The organism is Rheinheimera sp. UJ63 (genome assembly GCF_021568285.1).
In the GTDB taxonomy this organism is placed as follows: domain Bacteria; phylum Pseudomonadota; class Gammaproteobacteria; order Enterobacterales; family Alteromonadaceae; genus Alishewanella; species Alishewanella maricola.
The window spans coordinates 204,916-219,478 of the sequence record NZ_JAKGTQ010000003.1 but is presented as its reverse complement, the minus strand read 5'-3'; the positions used below and the strand labels follow the sequence as shown (position 1 = coordinate 219,478).

The 14,563-nt window shown below is 47.8% G+C and carries 11 protein-coding genes; 7 read left to right on the top strand and 4 right to left on the bottom strand.

Annotation, left to right across the window (positions count from 1 at the left end; genetic code table 11):
• The first annotated feature begins 128 nt into the window (after positions 1-128).
• Positions 129-1,247, top strand: a complete 1,119-nt coding sequence (locus tag L1N97_RS11160) for a beta-ketoacyl-ACP synthase III (protein WP_236129834.1) — start codon at positions 129-131, stop codon at positions 1,245-1,247.
• A gap of 91 nt (positions 1,248-1,338) precedes the next feature.
• Here the strand turns inward: L1N97_RS11160 and L1N97_RS11155 are convergent, their stop codons facing one another.
• Entirely contained in the window at positions 1,339-1,647 is a 309-nt protein-coding gene (locus L1N97_RS11155; protein WP_236129833.1) for an isoamylase early set domain-containing protein, read from the bottom strand.
• A gap of 395 nt (positions 1,648-2,042) precedes the next feature.
• On the opposite strand from L1N97_RS11155, the gene L1N97_RS11150 reads away from it, so the two are divergent.
• From L1N97_RS11150 to L1N97_RS11130, 5 genes are all read left to right on the top strand, one after another.
• Complete coding sequence (locus tag L1N97_RS11150) at positions 2,043-3,275, top strand: efflux RND transporter periplasmic adaptor subunit (protein WP_236129832.1); 1,233 nt, start codon at positions 2,043-2,045, stop codon at positions 3,273-3,275.
• On the top strand, positions 3,268-6,735 hold the full coding sequence (locus L1N97_RS11145) for an efflux RND transporter permease subunit (protein WP_236129831.1): 3,468 nt from the start codon (positions 3,268-3,270) through the stop codon (positions 6,733-6,735). The genes L1N97_RS11150 and L1N97_RS11145 overlap by 8 nt, the downstream gene beginning before the upstream one ends.
• A gap of 19 nt (positions 6,736-6,754) precedes the next feature.
• A complete protein-coding gene (locus L1N97_RS11140) occupies positions 6,755-8,335 on the top strand; it encodes an L-lactate permease (protein WP_236129830.1) in 1,581 nt (526 codons plus the stop codon).
• 21 nt (positions 8,336-8,356) lie between these two features.
• A complete protein-coding gene (locus L1N97_RS11135; protein WP_229585818.1) occupies positions 8,357-8,623 on the top strand; it encodes a putative signal transducing protein in 267 nt (88 codons plus the stop codon).
• Between the two features lie 129 nt (positions 8,624-8,752).
• A complete protein-coding gene (locus L1N97_RS11130; RefSeq protein ID WP_236129829.1) occupies positions 8,753-9,205 on the top strand; it encodes a hypothetical protein in 453 nt (150 codons plus the stop codon).
• Between the two features lie 72 nt (positions 9,206-9,277).
• Here L1N97_RS11130 and L1N97_RS11125 read toward each other — a convergent pair whose 3' ends face one another.
• From L1N97_RS11125 to pabB, 3 genes are all read right to left on the bottom strand, one after another.
• On the bottom strand, positions 9,278-10,660 hold the full coding sequence (locus L1N97_RS11125) for an L-serine ammonia-lyase (protein ID WP_267867489.1): 1,383 nt from the start codon (positions 10,658-10,660) through the stop codon (positions 9,278-9,280).
• 246 nt (positions 10,661-10,906) lie between these two features.
• A complete protein-coding gene (locus tag L1N97_RS11120) occupies positions 10,907-11,485 on the bottom strand; it encodes a CoA pyrophosphatase (RefSeq protein ID WP_236129828.1) in 579 nt (192 codons plus the stop codon).
• A complete protein-coding gene (gene pabB / locus L1N97_RS11115; protein ID WP_236129827.1) occupies positions 11,463-12,875 on the bottom strand; it encodes an aminodeoxychorismate synthase component I in 1,413 nt (470 codons plus the stop codon). The genes L1N97_RS11120 and pabB overlap by 23 nt, the downstream gene beginning before the upstream one ends.
• Positions 12,876-12,974: 99 nt before the next feature.
• Between pabB and L1N97_RS11110 the strand changes: the two genes are divergently transcribed.
• On the top strand, positions 12,975-14,513 hold the full coding sequence (locus tag L1N97_RS11110; RefSeq protein WP_226750955.1) for a fumarate hydratase: 1,539 nt from the start codon (positions 12,975-12,977) through the stop codon (positions 14,511-14,513).
• Positions 14,514-14,563: the final 50 nt, after the last annotated feature.

Sequence of the window (14,563 nt, the reverse complement as noted above, 5' to 3'; positions counted from 1 at the left end):
GGCAGTAAAGAGCAGGCTAACTGCTGAAATATTCTGCAATAACTGAACTTGGCATCACCTCTGACCAGCAAGTTTGTTATACTGAGCCACAAAAGTGACAAAGGTTCACAATTACACAAGGTGGCGCGATGAAAAACATAGTGATCAGCGGCTCTGGCTTATTTACGCCAGAACTAACCATTAGTAATGAAGAATTAGTACAAAGTTATAATCAGTATGCCGATCAATATAATGCGGAACATGCTGAAGCGATTGCCGCAGGCGAGTTAGCGGCACTGGCGTATTCTAGTTGCGAGTTTATCGAAAAAGCCTCGGGCATTAAATCGCGACATGTGTTGTATAAAGACGGCATTTTAGATCCTGCCGTGATGCGGCCTATTTTTCAAAAACGTGGTGAAGAGCAGATGCCAGAAATGGTTGAAATGGCGTTGTTTGCCGCGCATCAAGCCTTAGTTCAAGCGAATAAAACACCGGCAGATATCGATTTAATTATTTGTGCGGCGTCGAACATGCAGCGCCCTTATCCGGCTTTATCGATAGAACTGCAACAGCAGCTAGGGGCGGGCGGTTATGCTTTTGATATGAACGTTGCTTGTTCTTCTGCCACCTTTGCCATTAGTAATGCTGCCAATGCAATTCGCGGTGGCACGGCGAAAACCGTCTTGGTGGTCAACCCCGAATTTGCTTCGCCACAAGTCGATTATCGTAATCGTGATAGCCACTTTATTTTTGGTGATGTGTGTACTGCAACCCTTATTGAAGCGGAAGAAACCGCAAATAGCCCATACGCTTTTCGTATCTTAGGCATGCGCCTGAAAACCGAATTTTCTAATAATATTCGTTGTGATATTGGCTATACCGAGCATTGCTTTGATCAGCATGATGCCAGTACGCCTTTTTTCAAACAACAAGGGCGTAAAGTTTTCAAAGAGTTGTTGCCGATTGTCGCCGATGTCATTTTAGATGAGCTTGCGGCGCAGCACATTGCGCCAACCGAGCTAAAACGGCTGTGGTTACATCAAGCCAATATCAATATGAATATCTTCGCTGCGCGGAAAATTTTAGGGCGCGAGCCTTTACCTGAAGAAGCGCCGTTAGTGTTAGATACTTATGCCAATACGGCTTCAGCGGGGTCGATTATTGCTTTTCATTTGCATCAACAAGGATTGGATACGGGTGACAAAGCCATTTTATGCTCATTTGGCGCCGGATACTCTGTTGGCTGTTTAGTTTTAGAAAAGTGCTAACGCAGCGCAAAAGCCACAATAAAGGTTAATTTATCACTTAAATTGAACGCCTGAGGCTATGAAAAATAAGGGGCGAAATGCCCCTTGTTAATTAAATTTTTAATACTGAGTTCTGATCATGCGACATATCGCTTTGTGAAAAGCCATCTGCTTCATCGTCATTTAACCAAGTGGTACCATCGATAAGATAACGAAATTGGTATTCGCTATCTTTAGGTAACGTAATACTGGCACTGAAATCACCGGCTTTACTCTTCTTCATCAAAAGGGCTGCAGGATCCCAATCGTTGAACTCCCCTAACAAAGCAACCTGTGTAGCATCAGGCAGGCGAGCAGCTGCCAACTTAAAGGTCACTTTGCAAGCGGGTTTGGTTTTCAAATACTGCTTACTAATGCTCATTGCACACTCCTGTTGCGGCTTAGGGATTATATCAAATAGATACCAAGCATCATGTTTGGTACCTCATAACCCTAACGCAATGTAACGATTTTGCCAATGCCTAAAAATTAAGCATGGCAGGTTTTTTGGCATCATTAGTTTGTAACAAAATATTTTTTGCATTCAGGCGTAATAATACGGCTTTCCTAAATCGAGCCGCCACACTCTACCTGGCTATCAGCGCTAAGCCCTTTGTATTAGCGCTTTTGCTTGTAACAGCGTTTTTTAAGGTATTAGCGACACGGGTTGGCGGCGTATTTTTATCGATACAAAAATTAACAGACCAATGCAACGATCTGTCGTAATTCTGCGTATGATGGCAAATAGCAAATTCTTATTAAACTCAGGATCACCTTATGTCTTCAAAATTTATGCGGGTCGGTTTGCCGATCATCATACTGGTACTCGCCATTGCCTCGGCTTACGGTTTGTCAAAGTTGCGTAAACCCCCAGCCAAGGTGGCAGAGCAGCGTTTAGCGTTATTAGTGAATGCCGCTGAGTTACCTGCCGAAGACATTACTTATAAAATTGCTTCGCAAGGTACAGTAACGCCAAAGCTTGAAACAACCCTGATCTCTGAAGTTACCGGGCGTATTGTCGCGGTCTCAGAGCAATTTGTGGTGGGCGGTTTTTTTGAAAAAGGCGACTTGTTATTTCAAGTGGATCCGGCCGATTACGAAACTGCAGTCAAGGCGGCGCAAGCCTCATTGGCGGGTGCCAAGGCACAGCTAGAAGAAGAAAAAGCCCGTGGCCGCGTGGCTGAAACCGAATGGCGCTCTTTTACCGAAGGCAAAGCCCCGGCGTTAGGTTTGCGCCAACCGCAATTGGCCAGTGCCTTAGCCAGCGTGCAAGCAGCCGAAGCCGAAGTAGAGCGGGCACAGCGTGATCTTGACAGAACACAGATCCGAGCGCCTTATGCCGGTATGGTGAATAGCCGCAGCGCCAACTTAGGGCAATTTATCACTCGCGGCTCTCAGTTAGGGATGATTTACGGCACTGAGATTGCCGAAATTCGTTTACCACTAACGGATACCGATTTTGGTTTTTTACCGCCAGCCAATACGCAACAAAGCTTGTCTATTCCGGTGAGCTTAAGCACTGTGGTAGCAGGGCAACCACAGCAATGGCAAGCCACTATCGTGCGTACCGAAGGGGTATTGGATGAGCGCAGCCGCGTGATTTATGCCGTGGCAGAAGTAGCCGATCCCTATCAGCGGCAAAATGCCGCCGGCCAGCCGCTGCAATTTGGTCGTTTTGTACAAGCTGAAATCAGTGGTATTGCCGCATCACAAGTGGTCAAAGTGGCACGGCATTTACTGCAAGCGGGAAATCGGGTGTTAATTGTTGATGAGCAAAACACTTTGCAATTTCGCCAAGTTAACCTAGCACGCGCTGATGCTAATTTTGCCTATATCAATGCGGGCTTTATGCCGAACGATCGTTTAGTGGTATCACCGGTCACCAATCCGATTGGTGGTACTGTGGTGCGCGTGGCGGGTGATACGCCCAAGGATGCGTCAGATAATGATTCGCCTGCGATAACAACCGAGCAACTCGCAAGCGCAACTGAGGCAACCGGCAATGAATAAAGAAACAGGTATTATTGCTTGGTTTGCTCGCAATAGCGTAGCGGCCAATTTATTGATGATCATTTTACTGCTGGCCGGATTAGCCGCAGTATTAACCATTAAAAAACAAGCTTTTCCAGAGATTCAGCTAGAGCAAGTGAATATTCGAGTGCCTTATTTAGGTGCTGCGCCACAAGAAGTGGAAAGTGGCGTTATTGATAAAATTGAAGAAAGTATTCGCGGCGTTAACGGCATAAAACGTATTCGCTCAACGGCGGTTGAAGGTTTAGGCACTGTTGTGGCGGAAATTGCCTCGGGTTATGACATTACCGAGGTGATGGAGGAGATTAAAACGCAGGTGAACTCGATTTCCACCCTGCCAGAGCAAACCGAGCGGCCATTAGTCTATCGGATTCGCTTTCAAAGTAATGTGATGTTTCTATCACTCTATGGTGCAGCCTCAGAGGCGGCATTAAAAGAACTGGCGAAAACCATTCGCGATGAAATTAAAAAACAGCCGGGTGTGAGCAAGGTTGATGTGATTTCAGCACGAAACTATGAAATCTCTGTTGAGATCCCTGAATCACGCTTGCGTGAATACGGTTTAACCTTTGATCAAGTGGTCAGTGCCATTCGGGGGAGTTCGGTCGATTTACCCGGTGGTTCAATTCGTTCAGAAAGCGGCAATATTTTGCTGCGCACCAAAGGCCAAGCTTACGATCAAAACGATTTCGACAGCATTGTTCTGGTGAAATACCCTGATGGTACTCGCTTAACATTAAGTGATATCGCGACAGTGACCGATGGTTTTATTGAGCGCGCCAGTTTAGCAACGTTTAATGGCCAAAATAGCGTGACTGTGCGCATTGATGCGGTGGGTGAAGACGACACCCTACAAATTGCTGAAACAGTTAAAAAATATGTTGAAACTAAGCGTAATGAGCTGCCACCGAGTATCTCGTTAGATTATTGGGGTGATTCGAGCTATTACTTGCAAGGTCGCCTGGATTTAATGACCAGTAACCTGCTGTATGGCGTGTTATTGGTGCTGCTGGCGCTGACGCTGTTTTTAGAATTTCGCATTGCCTTTTGGGTGATGGTGGGTATTCCAATCTGTTTCTTGGGTGCCTTGGCCATGTTACCGCTGCCCTTTTTTGATGTGTCCATCAATATGATCAGCTTATTTGGTTTTATCTTGGTGCTGGGGATAGTGGTCGATGATGCGATTATCATCGGCGAAAGCGCCTATACCGAAATTGAAAAACGCGGCAAGTCAACCGAAGCGGTCATTGCCGGTGCTAAAAAAGTGGCGATGCCAGCCACCTTCGGGGTGTTAACCACGGTAGCTGCCTTTGTGCCGATGCTATTGGTTGGCGGCGCCCAATCGGCTATTTGGGGTTCTATTGCTTGGGTTGTGGTGTTGTGTTTATTGTTTTCGATTGTGGAATCTAAGCTGATTTTACCGGCGCACATTGCCAATATGGACACCAAACCTTGGGATCCCGATAAAGGCGGTATTTATGCCTTAGGTCGTTTTGGTAGCAATACCCTGAAAAAAATCCGTGGCGCGGTCACTCGCCACTTAAACCACTTTATTCAACAGAAATACCGGCCTTTTATTGAGAAGTGCATCGAATTTCGCTATTTAACCATGGCGGTATTTTTTGCCTTGTTGATTTTAATGTTTGGGGTCATTTCGGCCGGTTTTGTGCGTTGGGTGTTTTTCCCTGATGTGCCGAATGATTTCTTACGCGCCACGGTGCAAATGGAAGAGGGCGCATCTAACGAAGCAACGGTGCTCGCCATGAAAGAAATTGAAGCAGCGTTAATGCGGGTAGATAAAGAGCTGTTAGCAGAAGGCGAAGATTTAGTTGTTAAACATCGTTTAGTGTTCCTCAGTAGCGATACTGCAGGGCAACTGCAAGTTGAACTGGATAAAAGTGAAGGTCGCGAAGTGGACAGCAACGAAATTGGTCGACGCTGGCGTGAACAGATCCCGGAAATTCCAGGCTTAAAAACCTTTAAACTCAGTAGTTCTGGTTTTGGTGGCGGGGCTGACATTGCGCTGCAATTACGCGGTAGTAATTTGGCTAATTTGCAATTAGCCACTGCAGAATTAAAAGAGCGTTTAGCTACTTATGAAGGGGTCTTTGATATCGAAGATAACTTGCTCGGCGGCAACGATGAAATTGTGCTGGCGCTAAAGCCCGAGGCCGATGTGTTAGGCATCACTTTAGCTGATTTAGCGCGTCAGGTGCGCTATGGTTTTTATGGTGCCGAAGCGCAGCGTATTCAGCGCAATGGCGAAGAAATTAAAGTGATGGTGCGCTACCCACAAGAAGAGCGTCGTTCGATTGGTGATTTAGAGAATATGCGTGTGCGCACCGCTAACGGCGGCGAAGTGCCATTCTCACAAATTGCCAGTTACACCTTGCAACCCAGCTTTAGTGCCATCAACCGGGTTAATGGTGAACGAGCCGTTACCGTTACCGCGGCGGCTGACAAAGCGCGCATTGAACCGGGTAAAGTGGTCGCCGAAGTGCGTAAGACCCTTATTAAAGAGCTGGAACAAAAATACCCGGGTGTCACCGGTGAGCTCGATGGCGCAAGTCAGGATGAAGTCGATGCCATTCGTGATTTATTAATTGCCGGTGCCTTTGCCTTGTTCTGTATTTATGCCTTGATGGCGGTACCGCTGAAATCTTATGCCCAGCCTTTGATTATCATGAGCGTGATCCCATTTGGTTTAGTCGGTGCGTTAATCGGCCATATGCTGTTGGGGTTAAGCTTAAGTATCATGTCCGTATTTGGTTTGGTCGCGCTGGCTGGGGTCGTGGTAAACGACAGTTTGATCATGGTCGACTTTGTCAATCGGGCACGGGCAGAAGGTATCGCGATTAAGCAAGCGGTAGTGGAAGCCGGTACGCAACGTTTTCGCGCCATTTTGCTGACGTCATTAACCACCTTTGTGGGTTTAGTTCCGATTGTGTTTGAGCGCAGCTTACAAGCAAAAATTGTGGTGCCTATGGCGGTGTCGTTGGCTTTTGGTATTTTGTTCGCTACGGTGATTACCTTAGTGTTGATCCCGGCGCTATATGTGATGCTGGAAGATGCCAAAAAGCATGTACCACAGTGGTTCCGTAACTTTATGCAGGAGTTTGGCCGTTATGCCGATTGGCGTGGTTTAACGGATCGCAAGGCTTATGTGCATTTTTACATGCTGCATCTGGTGATGATTGTCGTGTTCTTAATCATTGATGCCATTTTACGCACGAAAGGCATGGTCGCTTTGACCTATATGTTGTTTATGTATTTGCCGGTAACCGCCGCCACGGTTCGCCGTATACGCAGTGTGGGTTGGAATCCTTGGTGGGTGCTTGTTAGTTTTATTCCGACCATCGGTAGATTATTCGTATTCGTGATCTGTGCCATGCCTAGTCGGCAAGAAAAACATCAGGCATCTTTAGTGACCAGCCAGTAATCAGCCCAAGGAGCGTGGCATGACACTATGGCAAATTCTGACAGCGGCCATGCCGCTGCTCAGTGTATTTATCTTATTGGTGTTATTTCGCCTGCCAGCAAAGCAGGCGATGCCGCTGAGTTTACTGCTTAGCGCGCTATTGGCTTATAGCGTGTGGCAGATGCCGTTACAGCAATTAAGTGCTGCCGTGTTAGAAGGCTTAGTGATTGCTGCGACCATTATTTGGATCATCTTTGGCGCTATTTTACTGCTCAATGTGTTGAAGCGTAGTGGCGCTTTAGAGGTCATCAAACAGGGTTTTAGTCAGATCTCGGCCGACAAACGCGTACAACTGATCATTATTGCTTGGCTATTTGGCAGCTTTTTAGAAGGTGCTGCCGGTTTTGGTACCCCGGCCGCCATTGCTGCACCCTTACTCGTCGCTTTGGGTTTTCCACCGCTAGCGGCCGTGGTGTTGGCACTGATTGCCGATTCTAGTGCCGTGTCTTTTGGCGCGGTGGGTACGCCGGTGTTAGTGGGGATTGCGCAAGGTGTACCAGGCACCTCCTCCAGCGAATTACAGCAGATAGCGCTTACGGCAATTAGTATTGATATTATGGTGGCCTCTTGGCTACCGCTGTTGATGTGTGTGCTGTATACCCGTTATTTCAGTACGCCTGCCAGTTGGCGCGCCGGTTTTGCTATGGCGCCGTTTGCCCTGTTTTCCGGCTTAGCCTTTACTGTGCCAGCTTATTGGGTGGCGTGGGCGTTTGGTCCAGAGTTTCCCTCTGTATTAGGTGCCTTAGTGGGCTTAGCCTTGGTTTGCACTGCCGCCAAGTACCGTTTTTTACTGCCGAGCGTGTTAGCTAATTCTTCTGTAGCAACAGAGCCAAGCATTGCACCCACCTTAAGTCTTTGGCGTGCCTGGTTACCCTATCTGATGGTAGCGTTGTTGCTGGTGCTAAGCCGTGTGCCGGCTTTACCCTTTAAAAGCGGGTTACAACAACTGAGTTGGCAATGGCAGGGTATTATCGGTTCCAGCTTAAATGTTAGCGTTGCGCCCTTGTATTTACCGGGCACAATTTTTGTGATCACGGCCATGTTAGCCTGTTTTATGTTGGCCGCACCGCGCCAGATGTTGCGCCATGCCTTTAAAGACAGTAGCAAGATGTTGCTTCCTTCCGTGATTGCCTTGGCCGCTGCCGTGCCCATGGTGCGGATCTTTTTACACTCTGATTTGAATGACGCGGGTTTGCCGGCGATGCCGATGGCCTTAGCCCAGCTAGCCGCAGGCAGTTTAGCTGAGAGTTGGTTATGGCTAGCGCCTTTTGTTGGTGCCTTAGGCTCCTTTATCGCAGGCTCTGCAACCTTTTCTAATCTGATGTTTGGCAGTTTTCAGCACGCCATGGCGATAGAAGCTGACGTGAGTAGCCAGTTGGTGCTGGCCTTACAAATGCTAGGCGCCAATGCCGGGAATATGATTTGTGTGGTGAACGTGGTGGCGGCGGCCAGTGTGGTTAATTTAAATGGCCGTGAAGGTGAGATCATCCGCTATACCCTGTGGCCAATGCTGTTTTATTGCTTAGGTGCGGTGCTGGTGGCAAACTGGTTTTTCAACTAAGCTCAAAGAAAAGGATGAAGTATGCAAATAGTCTTTCGAGCGCATGAAATAATCGAAGCACATATCGTCGCCGGTATGCTACAAGCTCATGATATTGCCGCTCATGTTGGTGGTCATTATTTACAAGGCGCTATTGGCGATATTGGCACCATGGGTTTTGCGAATGTGTTTGTGGCTGATGAAGACATGCCACGGGCCGAGCAGTTATTAAAAGATTATCAAGCGGCGGAAATCGTTGAGCCTACTGCAGCAGACTGGGATGAAACAGGTTTGCAAGGCGCTAAATAACACCAGACGGTTTAAGATGCATAAATTAAGCCGCGACAACCGGCTGGTAATCTATCAGTGTATGGCATGGGCCGCCGTTATCGCGTTTTATTAACGAACGCTCAGATGAACAAGGACGTTAGTAGTAAAATGAAAAAGTTAAGTACGATACCATCGGCTGTGAAGGCTAAGCCTTTTTACCAACAACCGCGCATCATGTTTGCAATCTGGTTGTTTTTGAGCATCCTTTACTTAGTGTATCGCTATATAACTGACCAGTTTTGGCTGGTCGAGACATTTTATGGTTTGTTGTGGCTCAGCTATCCTTTTTGGTTACCACAATTATTTAAAGGGCCTAAGCCATTAGTCATCAGCGATCCGAGGAATTATGTGCGCTTTAATGCTGAGCAAATGCTGATTGGCGAGGCGAATATAGAAATAAAGAAAGTACAAAAAGTTGCGCTAGATGTGGTGGAGCAGCAAGTGTATTTTTCGTTACCTTTTAATAGCAACAAATTACCGAGCTTTGTATTTGCGGTAGAACAGCTTGAAGATTTTAAAGCGCACTTGGTTAAGGGGTTAGGCAAGATTGATTATGTTTAATCTGCTTAGCAAAGTCAGTGAGACCTAGGCCTTACTGACTTCACTTGCACAAGCAGGGATATTAAAAAGCCATTAACACTCAATAATATTAACCGCTAAACCACCACGTGATGTTTCTTTGTACTTGGTTTGCATATCTTTACCCGTATCCCACATGGTTTTAATCACTTTATCTAACGAGACTTTGTGATCGCCACTACCACGGATCGCCAAGCGTGAAGCGTTAATGGCTTTAATGGCGCCCATCGCATTACGTTCAATGCAAGGCACTTGCACTAAACCCCCAACCGGATCGCAAGTTAGCCCAAGATTATGCTCCATACCAATTTCGGCGGCGTTTTCGACATGTGAGGGGCTACCGCCAAGAATTTCAGTTAAGGCGGCGGCGGCCATGGAACACGCAACCCCAACTTCGCCCTGGCAGCCAACCTCTGCGCCAGAAATTGAGGCATTTTTCTTATACAAAATGCCAATGGCCGCTGCGGTTAACAAATAACGCGAGGCGATTTCTGGGGTTACCGGTTGAATAAATTTATCGTAGTACATCAACACTGCGGGGATAATGCCAGCAGCACCATTGGTCGGCGCCGTTACAACACGGCCACCGGCGGCGTTTTCTTCGTTCACCGCTAAAGCAAACAGGTTAACCCAGTCCATCACTTGCAGCGGATCATTGCTTTTTTCAGCGATTAAACGTTTATAAAGCCCTGGCGCGCGCCGCCGCACTTTCAGGCCGCCGGGTAAAATGCCTTCAGTTCGAATACCCCGTTCGATACAGGCACGCATCGTTAACCAGATATTATTTAACTCACTTTCAATTTGCTGGGTGCTGCGCAGTACTTTTTCGTTTTCTTGCATTAAACCGGCAATACAGAAACCGTGTTCTTTACATAGCGCGAGTAATTCGGCACCAGATTCAAACGGAAAGGGGGGCGGGTTATCGGCGGCAAATTGGCTAGCCGCTTCTTTTTCTTTGGCAAAATCGCTGGCTTTAACAATAAAGCCACCGCCAATCGAAAAGTAGATTTCGCGCAGCAAGACATTTTTCTCGGCATCAAAAGCAATCAGCTCCATGCCGTTAGAGTGCTCTTTTAACGTTTTACGCCGATGAAACATAATGGCGCCTTCGCGGGCAAAACTGACCGAGTGTTGCTGTGCCAATTGTAAACGTTGGCTGTCGTGTACTTGTTTTAAAATACCGTCAACGGCATCAGGATCAATGGTTTCTGGCAGATAGCCCGATAAGCCTAAAATAACGGCTTTGCCGGTGCCATGGCCAATACCGGTTTGGCCAAGTGAGCCATAAAGCTCTACTTTTACACTGGCTACCTGAGGTAGCATCTCATTTTGTGCTAAGTCTTCGGTAAACTTTTTAGCGGCGCGCATCGGGCCAACCGTGTGTGAGCTAGAGGGGCCGATACCGATACTAAACATATCAAATGCACTGATAATCATAATAAATCTACTTCTGAATTCTCATTGGCTGACGAACAGAGGGCAGGGCTAGCGTGTGGGCAAATCCTTGCACCCGGCCGTTTCCATTTTGGTTTATGCAGGGGTGTTGTTCAGGCCATTGTAGCTGAAGCACCGACAGACTGTAAGCCGCGAGCCGGTGAGCAGACCTGTCGTCTCTGAGTTTGCCGAAGCAAATAGCACGCTGGTGTATTGAAAACGTTACAGGGTGGCAGGGCTAAAGCTCAGTTAGCGGATGTGTTGCAGCAATTGCGCCATGATGGCTGCGGTGGCGCCCCAAATCAATTTGCTCTCAAAAGGCATAAAATGCAGTTGTCGAGCCTGCCCGCGCAAAGGCAGCCGTAGTTCATGGCAGTTCCGTGGGTCAAGAAAAAAAGTCAGTGGCACTTCAAACACCGCGCTGACTTCAGCCGGATCGGCAATGATCGGGGTGCCGGCAGGCAATAAACCCACCCAGGGGCTAATTTGAAAACCGGTCAGCGTATGATGTGAGCTCAACTGCCCTAATAGCTGAATACGGTTGGCTGTAACGCCGATTTCTTCTTCGGTTTCACGTAGCGCAGCGGCCGCAGGCGTTTCAGTGTGTTCCAGTTTGCCGCCCGGAAAACTAATTTGTCCCGGGTGATGGGTTAAATGCCAGCAGCGCTGGGTAAATAACACACTGAGCCTGTCGCCATAATCAATAATCGGCACCAACACCGCACTTTGTCTAACGTGCGTGGCTTGCTCGATAGGCAGTAACTCGCTTTGCGGTGGCAAACCAGGCTGCAGCAAAAAGCGATTTTTAAACTGCGCGGCTAACATCATCGTCCTGATCAGAGCGAGTAGCCGAGAGTACCGGTAAAATGCGGGCAACTTTATCTAAGGTTTCTTGATATTCGCTATCGGCATCAGAGTCTGCCACCAGACCGCCGCCGGCCCAGCAATGCAGTTGTCCTTGTTCGCAAACCAGGGTACGAATGGCAATATTAGTATCCATATTGCCGTTACTGCTGATATAGCCAATAGCACCACAATACACGTTACGCCGATGCGGTTCTAACTGCTCAATAATATGCATAGCACTGATTTTCGGTGCACCGGTGATCGAGCCTCCTGGAAAGGCGCCGCGTAATAAGTCACAAGCGCTGAACGGCGCTGCCAAGGTGCTGGTGATAGTGCTGACTAAGTGGTGTACCGCTGGGAAGCTTTCGATAGCAAACAATGCCGGTACTTTCACTGAGCCGGCTTCACTGACTTTACCCAGATCGTTACGCAGTAAATCGACAATCATCACGTTTTCAGCGCGATCTTTTTCAGATAGGGTCAGCGCATCGGCTTCAGCTTGATCGGTCTCAGGGCAAAGCCCACGCGGTCGAGTGCCTTTAATCGGTTTGGTTTCGATTTGTCGATCGGTAAGTTTAATAAAACGCTCAGGTGACATGCTGATCACCGCACCTTCAGGGATACGAATAAACGCCGAGAAAGGTGCGGCATTTTTCTCACGTAACAGTTTATAGGCTTGCCATTCATCCCCTTGATACTTTGCACTAAAGCGCTGCGCTAAGTTAATTTGATAGCAGTTGCCGCTAAGCAACTCTTGTTGTACTTGCGCAAATTTTTCTTGATATTGCTGTTGGCTCATATTGGCTTGCCAAGCTGAGGTTAACTGAAAGTGGCTTGACGTTTGAGGTGCCGCTTGTAAGCGTTGTTGTAACTTATACCAATTTTCTTCGGCATCGCCCGTATAGTCAGTAAACCACAGTTGCTTGCTGTGCTGATCAAAAATCAGTGCCCAGCTGTATAGCCCAAGTGCCATATCCGGCAGGTGAATATCCGCGGCCGCCAGGCTGGGTTGTTTTTCCAGGTAACGACCAAGATCATAAGCAAAATAGCCCAGTGCACCGCCATGAAAGGGCAATTCACTGCTGATGGCCTTAGGAAAATACCGTTTTAGCGCACAGTCTAATACCTTAAACGGATCGGTTGTGTAATGATGGGCGCCGTGCTCATCTGTTAAGATGGTTTCGCCGTGCTGACTGGTCAGGGTGGCAATGGGCTCGGCAACCATAATCTGATAACGACTATTCGGATGGCTGGCATCTGCCGAGTCAAGAAGCATTGACCAAGGCTGCTCAGCAAATACCTCGAACAGGCTTAACAGAGAAAATATCGGGTCAGGAACCTTTTTCGCGTCGTAGATTAGATACTGCTGCATGATTGGGACTAGCCGCTGTTTTCGATGCACGCTATCATACCAGTACCTACATCAATAGTTAAATGTCTCGCCAAGTTTGGCGACTGAGGAAGGGCAAGCATGACGGTTATTCGCCAACAAGATTTTATTGATAGTATCGAAGATGCATTACAGTATATCTCTTACTATCACCCACTGGATTTTATCAAAGCGCTGGAAGTGGCTTACCATAAAGAGCAAAACCAAGCGGCTAAAGATGCCATCGCCCAAATTCTAATTAACTCGCGCATGTCGGCAGAAGGGCACCGGCCTATTTGCCAAGATACCGGCATCGTTACCTGTTTTGTGAAGATCGGTATGGATGTGAAGTGGGATAAAACCGACTTGACGGTACAGCAGATGGTTGATGAAGGCACCCGTCGTGCTTATCTTAACCCAGACAATCCGCTACGAGCCTCTATTGTTGCTGATCCTGCCGGTCTGCGCAAAAATACCAAAGATAATACCCCAGCCGTGGTGCACATTGATTTAGTCCCAGGCCATCACGTTGAAGTGATGATTGCGGCCAAAGGCGGTGGCTCTGAAAATAAAACCAAGATGGCGATGTTAAATCCGTCAGATTCTATTGTGGATTGGGTACTGGAAACCCTGCCAAAAATGGGTGCTGGCTGGTGTCCTCCAGGCATGCTGGGCATTGGTATCGGTGGTACGGCTGAAAAAGCGGCGGTATTGGCCAAAGAATCATTAATGGATCCCGTGGATATTCAAGATTTACTGGATAAAGGCGCAGAGACCGCAGAAGAGAAACTGCGGGTTGAGCTGTACGAAAAAGTGAACAAATTAGGTATCGGCGCCCAAGGGTTAGGCGGTTTAACCACGGTTGTTGATATTAAGATCAAATCGGTACCGACCCACGCCGCATCTTTACCGGTAGTGATGATCCCGAACTGTGCGGCCACTCGGCATTTACATTTTCATTTAGATGGTAGCGGCCCGGCTGATATTAAGCCGCCTAAATTGGAAGACTGGCCACAAGTGACGTGGGAGCTAGGCGATAAAGTGCGTCGGGTAAACCTTGATACCGTGACACCCGAGGAAGTGCAAAGCTGGCAAGCCGGTGAAACAGTATTACTAAGCGGTAAAATGCTAACGGGGCGTGATGCGGCGCACAAGCGTATTGCTGATATGCTGAATAAAGGCGAGGGCTTACCCGCTGGCGTTGATTTTAAAAACAAATTTATTTATTACGTCGGCCCAGTTGATGCGGTAGGTGATGAAGTAGTAGGGCCAGCCGGTCCAACTACCGCAACCCGAATGGATAAATTTACCGATATGATGTTATCGCAAACCGGTTTACTGGGCATGATTGGTAAATCTGAGCGCGGTGATAAAACCGTGGCCAGTATCAAGCAACACAAAGCAGCCTATTTAATGGCGGTAGGTGGCGCGGCATACTTAGTGTCAAAAGCGATTAAAAAAGCCCGGGTAGTGGCATTCGCAGACTTAGGTATGGAAGCGATTTACGAGTTTGATGTTGAAGATATGCCGGTGACGGTTGCCGTTGATAGCAACGGTAATAATGTGCACCAACAAGGGCCGGTGATTTGGAAAGCGAACATCGCTGAGTTAGATGCCAAGTTAAGCAAAGGCTCGAAATAATAATAACAGGCCGCAGCAACGACTGCGGCCTTTTGCTAACCGAGGGAACT